The 19,088-nt window shown below is 33.1% G+C and carries 17 protein-coding genes and 1 riboswitch; of the genes, 10 read left to right on the forward strand and 7 right to left on the reverse strand.

Annotated elements, in window-relative coordinates:
- Positions 1-33 precede the first annotated feature (33 nt).
- The gene (locus KA830_RS00680; RefSeq protein ID WP_204179957.1) at positions 34-1,002 is read right to left on the reverse strand and encodes a DMT family transporter; all 969 of its coding nucleotides are present in this window, start codon (positions 1,000-1,002) and stop codon (positions 34-36) included.
- A gap of 306 nt (positions 1,003-1,308) precedes the next feature.
- On the opposite strand from KA830_RS00680, the gene KA830_RS00685 reads away from it, so the two are divergent.
- Positions 1,309-2,247, forward strand: coding sequence for a nucleoside hydrolase (locus KA830_RS00685; RefSeq protein ID WP_064209225.1), 939 nt, complete (start codon positions 1,309-1,311; stop codon positions 2,245-2,247).
- Between the two features lie 391 nt (positions 2,248-2,638).
- Entirely contained in the window at positions 2,639-3,196 is a 558-nt protein-coding gene (locus KA830_RS00690; RefSeq protein WP_226857789.1) for a M23 family metallopeptidase, read from the forward strand.
- Positions 3,197-3,335: 139 nt separating this feature from the next.
- Here the strand turns inward: KA830_RS00690 and KA830_RS00695 are convergent, their stop codons facing one another.
- Together KA830_RS00695 and KA830_RS00700 are read right to left on the reverse strand one after the other, a co-directional pair.
- On the reverse strand, positions 3,336-4,001 hold the full coding sequence (locus KA830_RS00695) for a DNA-3-methyladenine glycosylase family protein (protein WP_204179958.1): 666 nt from the start codon (positions 3,999-4,001) through the stop codon (positions 3,336-3,338).
- Between the two features lie 12 nt (positions 4,002-4,013).
- Complete coding sequence (locus KA830_RS00700) at positions 4,014-4,367, reverse strand: DUF488 domain-containing protein (protein ID WP_210123084.1); 354 nt, start codon at positions 4,365-4,367, stop codon at positions 4,014-4,016.
- 142 nt (positions 4,368-4,509) lie between these two features.
- On the opposite strand from KA830_RS00700, the gene KA830_RS00705 reads away from it, so the two are divergent.
- The 5 genes from KA830_RS00705 (at position 4,510) to KA830_RS00725 (ending at position 10,032) form a co-directional block, all read left to right on the forward strand.
- The gene (locus tag KA830_RS00705; RefSeq protein WP_046206714.1) at positions 4,510-4,941 is read left to right on the forward strand and encodes a 6-pyruvoyl trahydropterin synthase family protein; all 432 of its coding nucleotides are present in this window, start codon (positions 4,510-4,512) and stop codon (positions 4,939-4,941) included.
- Positions 4,942-5,256: 315 nt separating this feature from the next.
- Positions 5,257-6,300, forward strand: coding sequence for a PTS sugar transporter subunit IIC (locus KA830_RS00710; RefSeq protein ID WP_046206715.1), 1,044 nt, complete (start codon positions 5,257-5,259; stop codon positions 6,298-6,300).
- A 513-nt stretch (positions 6,301-6,813) separates the two neighbouring features.
- On the forward strand, positions 6,814-7,554 hold the full coding sequence (locus tag KA830_RS00715) for an aggregation-promoting factor C-terminal-like domain-containing protein (protein WP_204179960.1): 741 nt from the start codon (positions 6,814-6,816) through the stop codon (positions 7,552-7,554).
- Positions 7,555-7,680: 126 nt separating this feature from the next.
- Positions 7,681-7,793, forward strand: a riboswitch (SAM riboswitch).
- Positions 7,794-7,855: 62 nt separating this feature from the next.
- Complete coding sequence (locus tag KA830_RS00720) at positions 7,856-9,019, forward strand: aminotransferase class I/II-fold pyridoxal phosphate-dependent enzyme (protein WP_070658009.1); 1,164 nt, start codon at positions 7,856-7,858, stop codon at positions 9,017-9,019.
- Between the two features lie 14 nt (positions 9,020-9,033).
- Positions 9,034-10,032 (forward strand): D-lactate dehydrogenase, encoded by a 999-nt coding sequence (locus tag KA830_RS00725; protein ID WP_204179961.1) that lies wholly within the window; start codon positions 9,034-9,036, stop codon positions 10,030-10,032.
- Positions 10,033-10,100: 68 nt separating this feature from the next.
- Here KA830_RS00725 and copZ read toward each other — a convergent pair whose 3' ends face one another.
- The 3 genes from copZ to KA830_RS00740 all read right to left on the reverse strand — a co-directional run bounded on the left by copZ (position 10,101) and on the right by KA830_RS00740 (position 14,379).
- Complete coding sequence (copZ, locus tag KA830_RS00730; RefSeq protein ID WP_046206719.1) at positions 10,101-10,307, reverse strand: copper chaperone CopZ; 207 nt, start codon at positions 10,305-10,307, stop codon at positions 10,101-10,103.
- A 56-nt stretch (positions 10,308-10,363) separates the two neighbouring features.
- Positions 10,364-12,748, reverse strand: a complete 2,385-nt coding sequence (locus KA830_RS00735; RefSeq protein WP_204179962.1) for a heavy metal translocating P-type ATPase — start codon at positions 12,746-12,748, stop codon at positions 10,364-10,366.
- A gap of 176 nt (positions 12,749-12,924) precedes the next feature.
- Positions 12,925-14,379: a SulP family inorganic anion transporter gene (locus KA830_RS00740; RefSeq protein WP_064209231.1), complete on the reverse strand. Its 1,455-nt coding sequence runs from the start codon at positions 14,377-14,379 to the stop codon at positions 12,925-12,927.
- 235 nt (positions 14,380-14,614) lie between these two features.
- Between KA830_RS00740 and KA830_RS00745 the strand changes: the two genes are divergently transcribed.
- The 3 genes from KA830_RS00745 (at position 14,615) to KA830_RS00755 (ending at position 18,296) form a co-directional block, all read left to right on the forward strand.
- Positions 14,615-15,376, forward strand: coding sequence for an ABC transporter ATP-binding protein (locus KA830_RS00745; RefSeq protein WP_204179963.1), 762 nt, complete (start codon positions 14,615-14,617; stop codon positions 15,374-15,376).
- On the forward strand, positions 15,366-17,252 hold the full coding sequence (locus tag KA830_RS00750) for an FtsX-like permease family protein (protein WP_070037283.1): 1,887 nt from the start codon (positions 15,366-15,368) through the stop codon (positions 17,250-17,252). The genes KA830_RS00745 and KA830_RS00750 overlap by 11 nt, the downstream gene beginning before the upstream one ends.
- 174 nt (positions 17,253-17,426) lie before the next feature.
- Positions 17,427-18,296 (forward strand): SDR family oxidoreductase, encoded by an 870-nt coding sequence (locus KA830_RS00755; RefSeq protein WP_204179964.1) that lies wholly within the window; start codon positions 17,427-17,429, stop codon positions 18,294-18,296.
- A 485-nt stretch (positions 18,297-18,781) separates the two neighbouring features.
- Here the strand turns inward: KA830_RS00755 and KA830_RS00760 are convergent, their stop codons facing one another.
- Positions 18,782-18,988: a hypothetical protein gene (locus tag KA830_RS00760; RefSeq protein WP_019469992.1), complete on the reverse strand. Its 207-nt coding sequence runs from the start codon at positions 18,986-18,988 to the stop codon at positions 18,782-18,784.
- Between the last annotated feature and the right edge of the window lie 100 nt (positions 18,989-19,088).

Below are 19,088 nucleotides of genomic sequence, written 5' to 3' on the forward strand. Positions count from 1 at the left end.
ACAAGTTGTCAATAAACATAACTGACTATAACATTATTTTATTTCTATTTTACGATTATTTATTTTACTATTTAAAAAACAATAGATAATGATACCAAATGTGATGATCATAATACCAACGATACTCAATATATTTGGTAACGCTAAACCTAAAAGTAACATTTCACCAATTAATGTAAAAACGATTTCCATCGCTTGTGTTGCTTCAACTGCAGCTAACTTAGTTTGATTGTGTTTTACCATATTTGTAGCATAGAAGAATAATGTTGTTGCGATAATACCAGAGAAAATTGCAACTAAGAAAGTTTGCATGATTTGGTTTGAAGATGGCGGTCCTTGCCTAGCCAATCCAATGAGAAAGATGAGCAACCATAATGGTAAGGTGACTAAGGTCATACCATAAATCCGTTCAATCGTATTTAAGTCATTGCCAACAAGCACCATCATTTTACGATTGCCTAATGGATAACAAAATGCCGCAACGATTAACGGTAAAACCGATAATAAAAATATATGCAAGTCTATATTTGAAATGTGTGGTATTTGTACAATAATAACACCTAGAATCATAATGCTCGATGTAATTAACGGGCGCCATGCGATTCGTTCTCGCACTTTAATTGTAGCTGTATCATGTTGTATGTATGTGTAGAAAAAAGGAGCAGTGAGAAGGCCGCAAATAATAGTTAATTGCCATGTTGCAGAAATAAGCCAGCCCGGGCTATAATTTGATACAAAAGTTATAGGCACATAGAAAAAGACAAAGGCAAGAGAACTCCACAATAGCCACGCGAAAAAATGTTGTTTAATATGCAACAGAACAACATGATGGCGGGTTTTATGCTTCCCAATAACCATTATTAATAAAAACGGAAACATAAAAATAAAACGTAGTGACGCACTAAAAAGCCAACTTCCGCCGTCGTTAGACATTGCATGGTTTAATATGAATGTAATAGAAAAAAAGAAAGCAGCTAATATACCAATTAAAATTGCTCGCATTTAAGACCACCTCAAGTTGTTTAATGATACTAACTTACCAGTTTTTTTAATTACAGCAAACAAAATTCGTACAAATAAGATGATATTTTATAAAAATAAGTGAATTTTCGGAAAAATAAAAAGCGGATGCAATGGAAAAGTAGTATGATAGATTTAACAGTAGTATAAAAAGACAGAGCAATATAATTGAAAGCATGTTGCTGCGATTTAGGTAGTTGTGTTTAATAATAAAATATTAACTTCAAAATGATACTTAGATAAAGTTAGTACAATTTATATTTATATAAGAAGATTGGAGTGTGTTAAATGACTAAAAAAATAATCATGGATTGTGACCCAGGTCATGATGATGCGATAGCATTGATTCTTGCAGGTGCGAAACATAGCACGCTTGATATACTAGCAGTGACCACTGTAGCTGGAAATCAAGCAGTTGAAAAAAACACCAAAAATGCACTTAATGTATTAGAAGTTATGGGAAGACGAGATATCGAAGTATCAGTAGGTGCTTCACGTCCGCTCATAAAACCTGCTTCGTTTGCTTCTGAAATTCACGGAGATTCTGGATTAGATGGACCTAAATTACCAGAAGTACCATCGTTGAAACCAACACAATATCACGCTGCAGATGTAATCATTAAAACATTGAAACAAAGCTCTGACCCTGTAACAATTGTAGCAACGGGGCCGCTTACTAACGTTGCTACCGCATTAATTAAAGATCCTAGTATTGCTCAATACATTGATTCTATTACTATCATGGGAGGCGGTACTTTCGGAAATTGGACACCTACTGCTGAATTTAATATCTGGGTAGATGCAGAAGCTGCTACACGTGTATTTGAAAGTGGTATTAACATTAATGTTTTTGGGCTAGACGTGACACATCAAGTTTTAGCAACAGATGAAGTTATTCAAAGATTTAGTGCTATTGATAATAAAATATCCAAATTTGTTGTTGAACTACTAAAATTTTTCAAATCTACGTATAAAACGCATTTTAATATGGATGGCGGTCCTATTCATGATGCGTGTACAATTTTATACTTATTGCAGCCAGACTTATTTACCATGCAACAGACACATATCGACATAGAACATCAAAGTTCACTCACTTACGGTACAATGTCAGTCGACTTAAATAATGTTACAAACAAAGAAAAAAATGCATATTTTGCTACATCAGTAGATGTTGAACGCGTTTGGACTTTGATGGAACATATGTTAGAAAGTTATAATGTGTAATTTAAATGAATAGGTATTGCTTCATAAATTTTGAAGATATTAATATACATCACTTGTAAGAACGTGCGCGTTAGCATTTCTTAAATTTTATTAAAATAATAGAAAAGCATAGAGCTTAAATATTTGTCACTGAAAATAAACGTCGGTTTCTAGTAAAATAAATTAGAAATTGACGTTTATTTTACATTAATGGTATCAAGAGATTTCCATATCTGAATTCAATGGATATATGTTTACTAAAAGTGTTTTGATATTTTTGTGCCATTCATTTAGTACGAAAGTATGAGAAGATTTTAAGTTGAATAATTAGCAAAATATAGATGAAAGCATTTATTATGATATTAATATCATAATTTAAAAGGTGAATCAGATAGTGAAAAATACATTTAAAATGATACTATTATTAATTATTGTGTTAGTGCCGTTAATACTATTATTAACAAATATAGATACGGTACAACGATATATAAGAGAAAATTTAGTGCAACAAAATGATGGAAATAAAGATGAAAAAGAAACAGATAGAAGTATTTTTAATATTAGTAGAGAGACAGAATCTTTTGGTGATTATGAATATAATGACTTTGATGGTAAACACTATGGCATCGACTATGGTATAGCTAAAAACACACCAGTAACTGCCGCAACAGATGGTAAGGTAACTAGAACTTTTGAAAATGAGTTAGGTGGTAAGGTAGTGCAAATTAGGGAAGAAAATGGTGTATACCATCAATGGTATATGCATTTAAATGAATTTAAAGTGGAACCTGGAGACAAAGTTGAAGCTGGAAAAATCATCGCACTTTCTGGTAATACTGGTTCTCAAACTTCAGGACCGCATCTACATTTCCAAAGAATGAAAGGTGGCGTTGGCAACGATTATGCGGAAAACCCAAGAAAATTTATAGAATCATTGCCAAAAGGTGAAAAAAGTTTGTATAAGCAATAAATGTCTAGAAAATATTTTAGCCTATCACGGCACAATTTACCGAATAATGTAATGATAACAATGTGGTAGAACAAAATTATTTTATATAATTTTGTTCTACCATATTGAAGGCATAGTTAGGAACTATAAAATTAACTTATTAAGAAGTTGATTTATCTATAACTGAGTCAATAGAATCGTAATTTAATAAATTTCGATGAATTGCTTCCCACAAGTAAAATGCTCCATATGAAGCATATGGATGCCATTGTTTTGCACAGAGAGTGAGCTGTTTTTTTCTTTCTGCGGTTGAGGTTTGATATAGCCATTGTGCAGCTCTCTGTAAACCTACATCAAAAATGGGCAATATATTTTCGCGTTTTAATGTAAAAATTAAAAATATTTCTGATGTCCAACGACCAATCCCTTTGACCTGTGTTAAAACTTGTTTTACAGTTTTATCATCTAATTCATGTAAATTAGCAAAATCCAATTTATTTTGTTCTATATATGCAAGCAAATTTTGAATATAGTTGATTTTAGTTTTTGAAAGACCAATATGTTTCATTTGTGTTTCCTTCAAACTTAAAATCGATTCAAGGGTCCATTGATTGTGTATAGCATCTGAAAATTTTTGGAAAATTGCTGAAGCGGCAGTATTGGTAATTTGCTGTCCAATGATAGAACGAATTAACGATTTTAGCGGATTGGTACGTAGTGTTATTTCTATGTTTCCAATTTGCTTTATAAGTTTTGCAAGTGTCTCATCTTGATTCATAAGTGTTTGTACAGCCTGATCATTTATATCAATTTGCCACTGAGTCATCGTACTCACACCTTATTGTAATAATTGTTGCAACACAATTGCTTGGTTATGTTGCTCATCTTTTGCACCATATAGCAAAATGACATCTTGCTTACTGTTAGCAATAATATCTTGCAATTCATTAAAAGCTTCTTGTTGTTCCTCATTTTCACGTAATTCTTTCTCGTATTTTTCTTTAAATGCAGCATAAAGTTGAGGATCGTGATTAAACCATTTTCTTAACTCGGATGTAGGTGCAATATTTTTTAGCCAATAGTCTAAATTGGCCTGATCTTTTGATATACCTCTTGGCCAAACACGGTCTACAAGTACACGAACGCCTTCTTTAAGTGGTTTTTCATAAATGCGTTGTATTTGAATAGTCATAAAATACTCCTTTAATTTGAATTATTTCAATTATTTTTCTATAGCCTAAAATTTAATATTAAAAACATCAGAGGTCTCAGAGGTCATATATTCTACCTTAAAGGGTATAGATAAATATAATGCTGAAAAGGAGATTTTAACTATGACGAATTTTGATCAAGTACAACCACCCGAACAATTTAAATACCGTAGTAATGCAGTGCTTATTAAAAATTATTATGAATTCACTTGTGATAATCGAATATATTTCAGTCAAACAGCACACAAAGATTTAGCAAATCAACATTATAAGTTCGATATTGAAATTTTATCTGAAATAGACGATACCGGATTGGCATTAGATTTTAATGAAGTAGATAAAATATATAATCAAAAAATCGCAACTTATTTGGATGGTCAACTCGTTAATGAAACATTGCCATCAATGAATACAACTGCTGAAAATATAGCCTTTTGGATATGGGAACAATTTGAGCAACACTTGCCAGAGCAAAATACACTACAAAAGCTAGAATTTTTTGAGAATGCAACACAAGGTTTAGTATTGACGCGTGAATTCATGGACGAAAAATAAGGTATGTTAATAACACGGTTTCATCAATAATACGCATGTACTAGAGTATGATAAATTTTAGCGACAACAAGGTTTAATATCGTTTTGAATAGCAACCAAAGTATACGGATAGACAAGTTCATGCAATAGATATGAATGTCTGTCCGTATTTTGTGTGCAATTTTTGTGATTTGTAAGCATACTGTAGAGTTGGAAAATTTTGAGAATATACTTAACTACATTTTTAATTTGAAATGGAAAATTTTACATCAATAAATATTCTGAAAATTGCGATAATATGGTATATTTTATTTATCACAACATAGGAGGCACACAATGATCAAAGTAAGTCCGAAACAATTTATTAATAATGTATTATCTGGAGTAGCAATTGCAATTGTTGCTGGGCTCATACCTAATGCTATTTTAGGTGAGGTGTTTAAGCTTTTAGCGCCGAAACATGCCATTTTTGAATCTTTACTACAGGTTGTTTTAGGTATTCAATTTACAGTTCCACTATTGGTAGGTGCTTTGATTGCAATGCGCTTTAGTTTAACGCCTTTAGCGACCGCTGTAGTTGCTAGTTCAGCTTTTGTTGGCAGTGGTGTTGCGCAATTTAAAGATGGCGTATGGGTACTTGCTGGAGTAGGAGACTTAATTAATACAATGATTACAGCAGCAATTGCAGTATTTTTTATATTGGTAATTGGTGAACGTTTTGGTAGTCTCACATTGATTATTTTACCAACCATCGTTGGTGTAATTTCAGGTTTGATTGGTTTGACGTTATTACCATACATACAATTAATTACGACTGGTATCGGTAACTTAGTTAATACATTTACAGAATTACAACCTATCATCATGTCAATGCTTATTGCACTTGTCTTTAGTTTCATCATCATTTCACCAATTTCTACAGTGGCTACAGCATTAGCTATTGGTATTAGTGGTTTAGCAGCAGGTTCAGCCTCATTAGGTATCGTAGCATGTGAAGGAGTTCTTGTTGCAGGTACGATGAAAATAAATCGATCAGGTGTACCTATCACAATATTTTTAGGTGGTGTAAAAATGATGATTCCTAATATGGTTCGACATCCTATCATTTTATTACCTATCTTTACCAATGCGCTAATCACTGGTTTTTTTGGTGCATTGCTAGGTATTGCAGGTACCAAAGAATCTGCAGGTTTTGGTATCATTGGACTCGTTGGGCCAATCAGTGCATTTAGACATATGGAAGCGCCGTTACTACTTAATCTATTATATGTATTTATCGCTTTTTTTGTCGTTCCGTTTATGATAGGTTTCTTAATCCATATGTTCTATATGAAAGTTTTGAAATTATATAATAAGGAAGTATTTAAATTTTTAGCATAAAATAAGCAGATATATGCTTGATTAATGTAATATATTGAAAATACGTATAGTTAAAATGTAAGAGAAAACATTAAAAAAGGCCTCAAATCAAAGGTCTTTTTTAATTTTGTACAAAAAAATTTGCAAGTTTGACCCCAATATATAAAAAAGATATCGAAATATATTATTACAGTTATGTAACAAAACGGTTGTTTGTAATTTTTCAGACAATATAAAAAATGAAGTGGTTCAAGTGAAAATACTTTTTTTATGCCAGTATTCATAAATCGTATGAGCAATAATAATTATTTGAGAACGTTGTATAAAATGATTACAAAAGATTGCAATGTTACAAATCAGAATAATTTTTGTAAAGTTTTGTTATGTAAGTGTAATATGTTTGATAAAAATATGTGGTATATTAACTATGGTCAAAAAACAAAACATAAAATTTAAAGAATTTTAGCAAATACGACAAAAAAATTATCGAAAATATATTTTATTAGAAATTAAATTTGGAGGATTTATTTTATTATGAAAAAATCAATTTTAGCTTCATCATTAGCAGTAGCATTAGGCGTAACAGGATATGCAGCAGCATCTGACAACAATCAAGCTCACGCTTCAGAACAAAACATCGACAAAGCACATTTAGCAGAATTAGCATTAAATGATTCAGCTGAATTAAATCAAAAACCATTACACGCTGGTGCGTATAACTATAATTTTGTACTAGATGGTAACGAGTTTACTTTTACATCAGACGGTAATACATGGTCATGGGAATACCATGCAGTTGGTGCACAAGCTTCAACACCTAACACTACACAAGATGTAAGTTCAGAAGTTAGTGTTAATACAAATGAAAAATCTGCAAGTGAAGTACGTTCGCAACAATCATATGCTGCTCCAGCAGCAGTAGAAGCACCAAAAGCTTCAGCAACTACAAATGTTAGAACAGCACAAACAAGTGCAGCTACGCAAACATATAAAACAGCTCAAGCATCAGCAGCTTCAACTGGTGGATCAGTTAAAGCACAATTCTTAGCGGCTGGTGGATCAGAAGCTATGTGGAATTCAATTGTAATGCCTGAATCAAGTGGTAATCCAAATGCGGTTAACCCAGCAGGATATAGAGGTTTAGGCCAAACTAAAGAATCATGGGGTACTGGTTCAGTAGCAGATCAAACTAAAGGTATGTTAAACTATGCTAAACAACGTTACGGTTCTGAAGCAGCAGCATTAGAATTCCGTAAAAACCACGGTTGGTGGTAAAATCTATAACGCTGAACGAGTTCTATTTGGTGATATAGATAAAGAGTGACTCAAGCGAGTCACTCTTTTTTTATATTGACATGTTAGAATATTCTGATAAAATTAATATTAATTTAATTATAAAGTAACTTATCCAGAGAAGTGGAGGGACTTGACCCGTTGAAACTTCAGCAACAGACTTATCTATTATCATAAGTACTGTGCTACATTCAACAAGTAAAATACTTGATAGATAAGTGTCATGTGAGAGCTATATGTCACTTAAGGGGCATATAGTTTTTTATTTTAAGGAGGACTTTTAATGGTAATATCAGATCGATTATCACAAATTCCGGATAGTTACTTTGGCAAAACGATGGGGCGTAAAATAGAGCCTGGTCCTTTGCCATTGATTAATATGGCAGTAGGTATACCTGATGGTGCAACGCCTAAAGGTATTCTTGATTGTTACGCAGAAGCCATCTATAAACCAGAAAATCAAAAATATGTCGCTTTTCATGGGAAAGAAACATTTAAGCAAGCAATCGTGGATTTTTATAAAAGACAATATGAGGTTGAATTAGATAAGGATGAAGAAGTTTGTATCTTATATGGTACGAAAAACGGCTTAGTCGCTTTGCCTACATGCATCGTTAATCCAGGGGAAAATGTGCTGCTTCCTGATCCAGGTTATACAGATTATTTAGCAGGTGTATTATTGGCAGATGCTAAGCCACAACCACTTGTGTTAAAGCCACCTTATTATTTGCCACAATGGCATACGATAGATAAAGATGTCTTATTGAATACGCGCTTAGTTTATCTAACTTATCCAAATAATCCTACAGGTTCAGTTGCTACAAAAGATGTGTTTGATAAAGCAATTAAACAATTTCAAGGCACAAAAACTAAAATTGTTCATGATTTTGCCTACAGTGCATTTGGTTTTGATTATAAAAATCCAAGTATTTTACAATCAAAGGGTGCTAAAAACTTAGCAATAGAAGTTTTCTCTTTATCAAAAGGATATAATATGTCAGGTTTTAGAGTTGGTTTTGCTGTAGGAAACAAAGATATGATACAAGCATTGAAAAAATATCAAACACATACGCACGCTGGTATGTTTGGTGCACTGCAAGATGCGGCTACCTTTGCTTTAAATCACTATGATGATTTCCTCTTGAGTCAAAATGAAATATTTAAAGTTCGTAGAGATAAGTTCACTGCTAAATTGAATGCAGTGGGAATCCCTTTTGAACCGATGAATGGTGGCATATTTTTATGGTTGAAAACCCCTAAACATTATGATGGTGAAACATTTGAAACGTATTTATTAAAAGAAAAATCCATTTTGGTTGCGCCAGGTGTTCCATTTGGTGAACATGGGCGGCACTATGTACGTATTTCATTAGCAGTGGATGATGATAGCTTAATGGAAGCCGCAGAACGCATTCAATCATTAAAACATTTATATGAAGCAGATTAGGAGTGAAACGATTAATGAAAAGCATTAAACTTTTTGGTGTCAGAGAAGAAGATATCCCTTTTATTAATGAATGGTCAGAAAAAAATCAGGTTTTAGTAGATTTAGATAGTGACATTTTATCTTTGGAAACGGTAGATCGTGTCAAAGGTTTTGATGGGGTGTCATTGTCACAACAAATTGAATTAGATGAAACAGTATATAAAAAATTACATGATTATGGCATTAAGCAAATTGCTCAGAGAAGTGCTGGATTCGATAGTTACAATCTTGAGTTAGCTAAGAAATATGAACTAGTTATAACCAACGTACCTTCATATTCTCCAAATTCAATCGCTGAATATACCGTATCCCAAGCATTAAATTTAATTAGAAATTTTAATGATATACAAAATAAAACTGCAACATATGATTTTAGATGGCAACCAAGTATTTTGTCACGTTCTATAAAAGATTTAAAAGTTGCAGTTATTGGTACAGGTCGTATTGGTTCCATTGTTGGTAAAATTTTTGCAGAAGGTTTTGGTTCAGAAGTAGTAGCATATGATATTGAACCTCAAATTTCATGCGAAGCGTATTTGACATATCAGGAAAGCATGAGTGAAGCAATTAAAGACGCGGATATTGTCACTGTACATATCCCAGCGACAAAGGATAATACATATTTGTTTAATGAGACAGTATTTACAGAAATGAAAACTGGTGCCGTGTTTATTAATTGTGCGCGCGGTACGATTGTTGATACAAAAGCGCTTATAGATGCATTGAATAGTGGGAAATTAAAAGGAGCAGCATTAGACACTTATGAAGGTGAGAAAGGCTTATTCCCAAGTGATCAACGCAATACACAATTGGATGATGCAGTATTAGTTGAATTGATAGAGCGACAAGATGTCATTCTATCTCCACATATTGCTTTTTATACAGATGCAGCTGTGAAAAATCTTATTGTGGATGCGCTAGATGCAACATTAGAGGTAATATATACAGGGGATAGTAAACTTCGCGTTAATTAAATAGGTAATATAAAAACAGGGCTAAGACGTTTGATTTCGTCTCAGCCCTTATTTTATAAATGTACAGGTTATTTAGCATCATAGCCTTGATCTTCGATAGCATCTTTCATGCTTGTCATTGTAACTTTATTGTCGTCAAAATTGACTTCAACATTACCAGCCTCAAGGTTTACATCAGCTGTTGATACGCCATTTAGATTCGTCAGCGCAGATTCTACTGCATGCTTACAATGATCGCAGCTCATGCCATCAACTTTAATTGTTTCTGTTGCCATAAGAATCACCTCCTTAAATTAAGGATATTTATTATTAGTATTATTACAAAATTGAGTTATAATTTCATTCGTTTTAATCTAAGCGAATTGGTTACTACACTTACGGAGCTTAATGCCATAGCTGCGCCAGCTACCCATGGTGCAAGTAAACCTAAAGCGGCAATAGGGATACCGGCAACGTTATAGCCGAACGCCCAAAATAAGTTTTGTCTGATATTGCTTATCGTTGAATTACTAGCTTTGATTGCTTTAGGAATTAATAATAATTCTCCGCCTAAAATAGTGACATCCGCTGCTTCTATTGCTACTTCTGTACCTGTACCAATAGCAATACCAATATCGGCTTGAACTAATGCTGGTGCGTCATTAACGCCATCTCCAACCATAGCAACAATTTTATTATTATCTTGTAGTTCAGCGATTTTTGAAGCTTTTTCTTCTGGTAATACTTCTGAAATTACAGCGTCTATACCTACTTGTTTAGCAATCGCTTGTGCTGTTCGTGCATTATCTCCTGTAAGCATTGTTACGGAAATACCTAATTCGTGCAATTGTTGTATTGCTTCCTCGGCAGAGTCTTTGACTGTATCAGCGACTGCAATCACACCTTGCAGTGTTTGATTAATAGCAATGAGCATAGCTGTTTTACCTTCGTATTCATATTTAACTAAATTATCTTCATACATTGAAACATCTATATGCGCATCTTTCATGAATTTACGTGTGCCAACAAATACGTCTTGGTTATGAATCTTTGCTTGAATACCGTGTCCAGGTACGGCTTCAAAAGCAGATGTTTCTAATAAGTCGATGTTTTTTTCATTTGCATAATTGACGATTGCTTCAGCTAATGGGTGTTCAGAATCTTTTTCTGCGCTAGCTAATAGTTGTAGGGTTTCATTATTACCCTCAAAATCAGTCACAATTGGTTTACCGTTTGTGATTGTTCCTGTTTTATCTAGAACAACTGTATCGACTTGGTGCGTACGTTCTATGTGCTCGCCGCCTTTAAATAAAATACCATTTTCAGCAGCCTTACCAGTACCCACCATAATTGAAGTGGGTGTTGCGAGGCCCAATGCACATGGGCAAGCGATCACTAATACAGCGATTGCTGCTACAAGCGCAGGTTCAAATTGGCCCGTTTGAACAAAAGCAATCCAAATGATAAATGTGAGTATAGCAATGCCTACGACAATAGGAACAAAGTAACCAGAAATCGTATCAGCTAAACGTTGTATAGGCGCTTTTGAACCTTGAGCGTCTTCAACTACTTTAATAATAGAAGATAAAGCAGTGTCTTTTCCTACTTTTGTTGCTTCTATTGTAATCGTACCGTTTTTATTCATTGTTGATCCTATCACATTATGGTTTAATGTTTTTTCAACAGGGATAGATTCACCGGTTAACATAGATTCATCTATCGCAGTCATACCTTTAATTATTTGACCATCAACTGGTATTTTTTCTCCTGGTTTTACTTGTATATAATCTCCCACAACAACTTCACTGAGTGGCACCATCTGTGTTTTACCATTTCTGATTATACGTGCTTCTTTGGCTTGTAAGCTTAACAATTCACTTAAAGCATTGGTAGTTTGTGTTTTGGCACGGCTTTCTAAATATTTACCAAATAAGATAAGTGTTATTAATACGGCACTCGTTTCAAAATACAAATGAGGTGTATTATTTGTATTGCTCAACCATTTTATCATTTCATAAATACTGTAAAAGAATGCTGCGCTCGTACCTAAAGCAACTAATACGTCCATATTGGCTGAGCCATTTCGTAGATTTTTATAAGCGCCTACATAAAATTGCCAACCAATTATAAATTGAACAGGTGTAGCTAATATGAATTGAAACCAGGGATTCATTAAGAAACTCGGTAATGGTAGTCCGAATAAATGGACAAACATCGTCAATAATAAAGGTAAAGAAAGGATGGCTGAAATGATTAATTTGTTTCGTTTCCCTTTTAATTCCTGAGCTTTGCGTGAATTCTTTTCTGAAGGAGCTGCTTTGGTTTTTGCATCATAGCCGATGTTTTGTATTTTCTTTATCAATTCATCTATAGATGTCACTTCTGGATTATAATTTATCGTTGCATTTTCGGTTGTGAGATTGACGTTGGCTTGTTCAACACCGTCAGTGCGATTAAGAACTTTTTCAATACGATTTGAACATGCAGCGCAAGTCATACCGATGACATCTAAATCAGCTTTTTCAGTGACAACATCATAACCTGTATCTTTAATTTTTTGAGTTAAAGCATCGATTGAAGTATGATCTGAATTATATTCAATCGTTGCTTTCTCGGTTGTGACATTGACATTTGCTGTGACATCTTCCATTTTATTTAAATTCTTTTCGATACGGTTTGCACACGCGGCACAAGTCATGCCCGTAATGCCTAGTGTCGTTTTTTTGTTGTTACTCATCTCAGTGACTGCCTCCTTTTGTTTTATAGATTTATAACGAAACGCTATTTGTATGTCATCTGTTAAATTTAATATACCCCCTATAGGTATAAAAGTCAATGTGTTTGTTTGAAACAAAATAAGCTAACATCAGTATGTATGTAACAAGTGATGTTAGCTTATGATTTAAATCAAAGTTATATTAGATGTTGCTGCTGATTGACTTTGCTGAGTTCAGAAACAATTTTACGGCTGTCTTTATTAAGATGTTTTACATAAATCATATTATTTTTCTTTTTATAATTTTCTATTAAAGTATCTATTGCATTGACAGCTGAATCATCCCATAGATGTGCTTGGCTAAAATCGAGATAAATTGTTTGATCTCTTATTTCTAAATCTAATTGATTCATTAAAGAATCGATAGAGACAAAGAAAATTTGTCCTTTAACTTTATAATAGACGTGATGATTTTGTTCCTCATATTGGACAGAAACATTGGATATCTTTGTAGCAAAACATAATGCACTGATGATAACACCAACAATGACGCCAAGCGCTAGATTACTTGTGAACAAAACGATAACGACCGTTAATATCATCACAAATGCATCAGAACGTGGGGCTTTTTGAATAAATTTAAATGATCCCCAGTTAAATGTACCTACCGAAACCATCACCATGATGCCTGCTAAAATTGGCATTGGAATTTCAACAACCCAGTCACCAAAGACCATAATCAAGATAATTAAAAATACACCCGCTGTAAATGTGGAAAGTCGTGTGGTTGCACCTGAGCGCACATTAATAACCGACTGTCCAATCATAGCACAACCTCCCATTGCACCGAAAAAGCCTGTGATAAAGTTTGCGATACCTTGTCCACGAGCTTCTTGATTCTTGTTGCTATAACTATCGGTTGCCTGATCGACGATGCGTGAGGTTAATAAGCTTTCTACAAGACCTACGATTGCCATTGATATGGCATAGGGAAATATAATTTTAAAAGTCTCCATATTAAATGGTACATTTGGGATTATTAATTGCGGTAAGCTTTTTTTAATTTCGCCTAAATCTCCAACCGTTTTAACGTCTGCCCCGGTAACTAAATATGCGATTGTTAATACGACGATAGCAATTAATGGTGCAGGTATACGATTGAACACACGAGGTAATAAATAAATGATTAATAGTGTGATAATGACAAATAAGTATGTAGGCATGGAGATACCAAAGATATGTTTAAGTTGTGTCATAAATATCATTATAGCTAATGCGTTCACAAACCCAATCATTACAGAATTTGGAATAAATTTCATAAGTCTACCTATTTTCAACAACCCAAAGATGATTTGAATGATTCCCATTAAAATGGTGGCAGCAAGTAAATATTGAATACCATGATCTCGAACTAATGGCACAATAACTAAAGCAACAGCACCAGTAGCAGCTGATATCATTGCGGGTCTACCCCCAACTAATGAAATGACAACAGCGATGATAAATGAGGCATATAATCCAACCATTGGATCTACACCTGCAATGATAGAGAATGAGATTGCTTCAGGAATTAACGCAAGTGCTACAACAATACCTGCTAATATATTTGTACCTGGTGCAGTGAGCCATTCTTTCTTTAATTTATTTAGCATAAACTGTGCTCCTTTATTAAAAGTCAATTTTAATAGTATAGCACATAGCATAAAAAAAGTTTATAGTACTTTATGACAAAAAAATTTAAAAAAATATAATTTATTACGAAATAAACATGTGACAGTTTTGTAATTTGAAAATATGTATTTGTTAGTAAAATCAAACGAGAAAATAAAGTGAATTCGCTATGATAAAAATATAAATAAAAGTAAAGTGATTGAAGGAGTGTAACACATGTCTATTCTTAAAGTAGAAGGATTAACTAAAAATTATGGTAATAAACATAGAAAACAAGAAGTACTCAAAGGCATAGATTTTGCAATAGAAAAAGGTGAATTTGTGACGATTATGGGGCCATCAGGCTCTGGAAAAACGACATTGCTTAATGTGATTAGTTCCATAGATTATATAACGAGTGGTACTGTTGAAATTAATGGTCATCAAATTAATAAAATGAGTAATAAAGCATTAGCAGACTTTCGTAAAAAAGAAATAGGTTTTATTTTCCAAAATTATAGTGTGCTTAATACATTAACTGTTAAAGAAAATATAATGTTACCACTATCTATTCAAAAATTATCTAAACAAGAAAAAGAGGAAAATTATAACGAAGTCACGCAAGCATTAGGTATTAGTCAACTGGGCCATAAATATCCAAATGAGATATCTGGAGGACAACAACAACGTACTGCTGCGGCAAGGGCTTCAGTACACAAACCTGCTATTATTTTTGCAGATGAACCAACGGGTGCCTTAGATTCAAAAAGTGCACAAGACTTACTAAACCGTTTGGAAGAGTTAAATCAAAAGACGAATGCTACCATCGTAATGGTCACTCACGACCCCGTTGCAGCTAGTTATTCAAATCGTGTCATTATGCTAAAAGATGGTGATATACATTCAGAAATATATCAAGGTGAGGATAGTAATCAAGCATTTTATAAAAACATCATTCACATGCAAACTGCCTTAGGTGGTGTGGCAAATGAATTTTAATCAAATCGTTATCAAGAATTTAAGGAAAAACGTTAGACATTATGCCATGTATTTATTTTCCTTAATTGTCAGTATCGTTTTATATTTTAGTTTTGTAACTTTAAAATATACAAATAGTATTAATAATGAGCAATCATTAAAGACAATTCAAAAAGGTTCAGAAATTGGCGCAGTATTTTTATTCTTTATAATTGTTATATTTTTAATGTATGCAAACCAACTATTTATTAAGCGTAGAACGCGTGAATTTGCGCTGTATCAATTGATTGGTTTAACAAGAAACAACATCATGAGAATGTTAGTCATTGAGCAAGCGATGATGCTTTTATTAACTGGCGTTATCGGCATGATTATCGGCATATTTGGTTCGAAATTGCTGCTGATGATCGTGCTCAAAATATTAGACATCAATATGAGCGTATCATTATCGTTCCAATTGCCAGCAGTCATACAAACATTGATGCTTATTGTGGTGTCATTTGTACTCATACTCATACAAAGTTTTATCTTTTTACGTAAGCGTAGTATTTTAATGATGATGAATGACAATGCACGCACAGAAGCAACCAAATCTCAAATCACTGTGATCGAAGTGATCTTCGGTGTGTTAGGTATTGTGATGATTGGTGTAGGATATTATATCTCAACAGAAATGTTTGGTAAGTTTCTCAATATGGTTATCTATTCACCATTTATCATTTTATTTTTAACGGTGTTAGGGGCATATTTATTTTTCCGTAGTTCCGTTTCGCTTATATTTAAAACGTTAAAACGTTCAAAAAAAGGCAATGTGTCAATCACTGACGTTGTGTTTACATCATCTATCATGCACAGAATGAAGAAAAATGCATTATCATTAACAATCATTGCAACTATTTCAGCGGTAACCGTAACGGTATTATGTTTTGGTGCAATTAGTAAATCAACGATGGATGAAAATACAAAGTTAATGGCACCTCATGACTTAAATTTTAAAGATAGTAAACAAGCAAAACAATTTGAAAGTAAATTACAAAAAGCACACATTGAAGTAAAGAAAGACTATAAAGAAGTGACACGTGGCGATATATTAAATGATCAAGTATTTCAAAAATCAAATATGGGTAATATGAAAACCTTGTTTGTTACAAGCAATCAATACTTTAATGATAAAGCAGTTTCTGGAAATAAAGCTAAATTGATTAACTTAGCAGCTGGTTCTGGAATAGTAAAATATGATTTAAATAAAGAGATTCAGTTAAAAAATAGTCATACGGAAACATTCAAGGTGATTGGCGACAGTAATAAAGCGACATTTATGAGCGAAGTAAGTTATGGTGGTCCAGTATTATTAGTAAGCTCGGATAAATATGAGCAAATCAAGCAAGAAGGTAAAGAAACGAATAAACAATACGGTTATGATTTGAAACATCATACAGATTTGACAAAAGCAACGAAAATTGCACAATCTATTGAACCGAGTATCCAATCACAAGGTATGATAAAACAAGAAATGAATGAAAGTGTCGGCATTTTATTATTTGTCACTTCATTTTTAGGTTTGGCATTTTTAGTGGCAGCAGGATGTATTATTTATATTAAACAAATGGATGAGACTGAAGATGAAATCCCGAACTTTCGCATTTTAAGAAAAATTGGTTATACTCATCAGGATATGTTGAAAGGACTAGGGTTAAAAGTAATTTTCAACTTTGGCTTACCTTTAGTTGTGTCACTGATGCATGCTTACTTTGCAGCAAAAGCTTTTATGGGGATTTATAATGCGACAAGTATGACACCAGTTTATGTTGTCATGATAGTATATTCAATTGTGTATTGTATATTTGCAATTATGTCTTTTATACATTCAAGCCGAATTGTAAAACATTCAATTTAAAAAATAAAACATTCTATTAATAAGCTTAAATAAAATGCTGTGAATGAAGTTATAAGCATATAACATGATTCACAGCATTTTTAGTTTATGTATCGGGTTTTTTTAAATATGTTTGTCGTTGTCTATTCGTGGTATGTAGTACACGATACAATGATTACACATGGGGGTATAATGATGAATTTATTAGAATTTCATAAGCAAATTAAAGGTTATACACAAAATAAACAACCAGGTATTCAAAAAGAGATGAATCCACAGCCTATAACAGAGATGGAAGGTTATAAAAGCGGTGGCAAATTAACGGGCAAGGTTGCTCTGATTACTGGCGGTGATTCTGGCATTGGGTGTTCTGTAGCGATGCTATTTGCAAGAGAAGGTGCAAATGTTGCTATTGGCTATTATGATGAACATGAAGATGCTCAAAAAGTAGTGGATGATTTGAAAAGAATAGGTGTAAAAGCTAAAGCCTATGCACATGATTTAAAGGTAGTGTCAGACGCTCAAGCATTAATTGATAAAGTGGTTAAAGACTTTGGAGGTTTAAACATTTTAGTAAATAATGGTGGCGTTCAATTTCCGCAGGATAGTTTTCAAGAAATTACGCCAGAGCAAGTGAAAGAAACGTTTGAAACTAATATTTTTGGCATGATGTTTTTATCTCAAGCAACAGCGCCACATTTAGCAGACGGTGATGCCATTATCAATACTACAAGTGTAACAGCATATAGAGGATCAGCGCATCTTATTGATTATTCAGCAACCAAAGGGGCAATTGTAGCGTTTACAAGATCTTTAGCGACAAGTCTGATAGAACGGGGCGTACGTGTAAATGCTGTTGCACCTGGTCCGATATATACACCTTTAATACCTGCTACATTTTCAGAAGAAAAAGTAGCACATCAAGGTGGAGAAACGCCAATGGGGCGTCGAGGACAACCCGCAGAACTAGCACCGTCGTATGTATTTTTAGCGTCTTATGCAGATAGTTCTTACATTACAGGACAAGTCATTCATGTAAATGGCGGTGATTATATTACTTCTTAAGTATAGTGTGTAGCTTGATTATTATGGACTAACGAAATAACAACTTACTGCAACTGTGATAGTAAAACTTACTTTATAAAATTAGTAATGATTGTAGGGTGTGTCTTGTTTTAAAGTTAATTGAAATATTTGATTTAGCATTATCATTTTGTAGCTCTTAAGGGGATAGACTTTGATTATGCTTCTATATTAATTAGTAGTAAAAAACACTTTCATATCAATTCATGTAAAAGCATGAATTGAACGAAAGTGTTTTGTTATATTTTATAGCAATTGTAAAATCCTTTGAAAGATGAAAGTGCTTTTGCAATGTTTGTAAAGTTTTCTAAAGTTGAACGTGTATTGTTAATATGATATTTAACATAGATATGTTATTGATTTAGTTTTGAATTGAGAGATGCTAGCTTGCATGTACATCTATATCTAAAAAGTATGTTAATCATTTATAACCAAGGCATCAAGTTTGATGCATACGTTTTAAAATGCTAAAAGAAATCTGAAGGAATGAAATCATCGACATTGATATTTTTTAAAGAGTCAAAGTTAACATTTTCAATATTTTGTAGTATTTCTCCTTCTTTAAATTGTTGATAATAATTTGTAGTTTCTGCTACAATATCGTGATCTTGAAATGTTTTTACGACACCTAAGATTAAGAGGACTGCTATTGCACCTTTGATGATTGTTTTCATAAGTAATGACTCCTTTTAATGATAATACATATATTATAAATGAAAATTTAGTCTGTGACATGCGTCCAGAGTATTTACATACTATCGTACCTTAGTTGTA

The sequence above is a fragment of the Staphylococcus sp. GDY8P119P genome, assembly GCF_017892075.1.
GTDB classification, from domain to species: Bacteria; Bacillota; Bacilli; order Staphylococcales; family Staphylococcaceae; genus Staphylococcus; species Staphylococcus ureilyticus.

Bases quoted from the DNA above. Each gene is read 5' to 3' on its own strand.
- KA830_RS00680 (WP_204179957.1), bottom strand. From the start codon at position 1,002: ATGCGAGCAATTTTAATTGGTATATTAGCTGCTTTCTTTTTTTCTATT.
- KA830_RS00685 (WP_064209225.1), top strand. From the start codon at position 1,309: ATGACTAAAAAAATAATCATGGATTGTGACCCAGGTCATGATGATGCG.
- KA830_RS00690 (WP_226857789.1), top strand. From the start codon at position 2,639: ATGATACTATTATTAATTATTGTGTTAGTGCCGTTAATACTATTATTA.
- KA830_RS00695 (WP_204179958.1), bottom strand. From the start codon at position 4,001: ATGACTCAGTGGCAAATTGATATAAATGATCAGGCTGTACAAACACTT.
- KA830_RS00700 (WP_210123084.1), bottom strand. From the start codon at position 4,367: ATGACTATTCAAATACAACGCATTTATGAAAAACCACTTAAAGAAGGC.
- KA830_RS00705 (WP_046206714.1), top strand. From the start codon at position 4,510: ATGACGAATTTTGATCAAGTACAACCACCCGAACAATTTAAATACCGT.
- KA830_RS00710 (WP_046206715.1), top strand. From the start codon at position 5,257: ATGATCAAAGTAAGTCCGAAACAATTTATTAATAATGTATTATCTGGA.
- KA830_RS00715 (WP_204179960.1), top strand. From the start codon at position 6,814: ATGAAAAAATCAATTTTAGCTTCATCATTAGCAGTAGCATTAGGCGTA.
- KA830_RS00720 (WP_070658009.1), top strand. From the start codon at position 7,856: ATGGTAATATCAGATCGATTATCACAAATTCCGGATAGTTACTTTGGC.
- KA830_RS00725 (WP_204179961.1), top strand. From the start codon at position 9,034: ATGAAAAGCATTAAACTTTTTGGTGTCAGAGAAGAAGATATCCCTTTT.
- copZ (WP_046206719.1), bottom strand. From the start codon at position 10,307: ATGGCAACAGAAACAATTAAAGTTGATGGCATGAGCTGCGATCATTGT.
- KA830_RS00735 (WP_204179962.1), bottom strand. From the start codon at position 12,748: ATGAGTAACAACAAAAAAACGACACTAGGCATTACGGGCATGACTTGT.
- KA830_RS00740 (WP_064209231.1), bottom strand. From the start codon at position 14,379: ATGCTAAATAAATTAAAGAAAGAATGGCTCACTGCACCAGGTACAAAT.
- KA830_RS00745 (WP_204179963.1), top strand. From the start codon at position 14,615: ATGTCTATTCTTAAAGTAGAAGGATTAACTAAAAATTATGGTAATAAA.
- KA830_RS00750 (WP_070037283.1), top strand. From the start codon at position 15,366: ATGAATTTTAATCAAATCGTTATCAAGAATTTAAGGAAAAACGTTAGA.
- KA830_RS00755 (WP_204179964.1), top strand. From the start codon at position 17,427: ATGAATTTATTAGAATTTCATAAGCAAATTAAAGGTTATACACAAAAT.
- KA830_RS00760 (WP_019469992.1), bottom strand. From the start codon at position 18,988: ATGAAAACAATCATCAAAGGTGCAATAGCAGTCCTCTTAATCTTAGGT.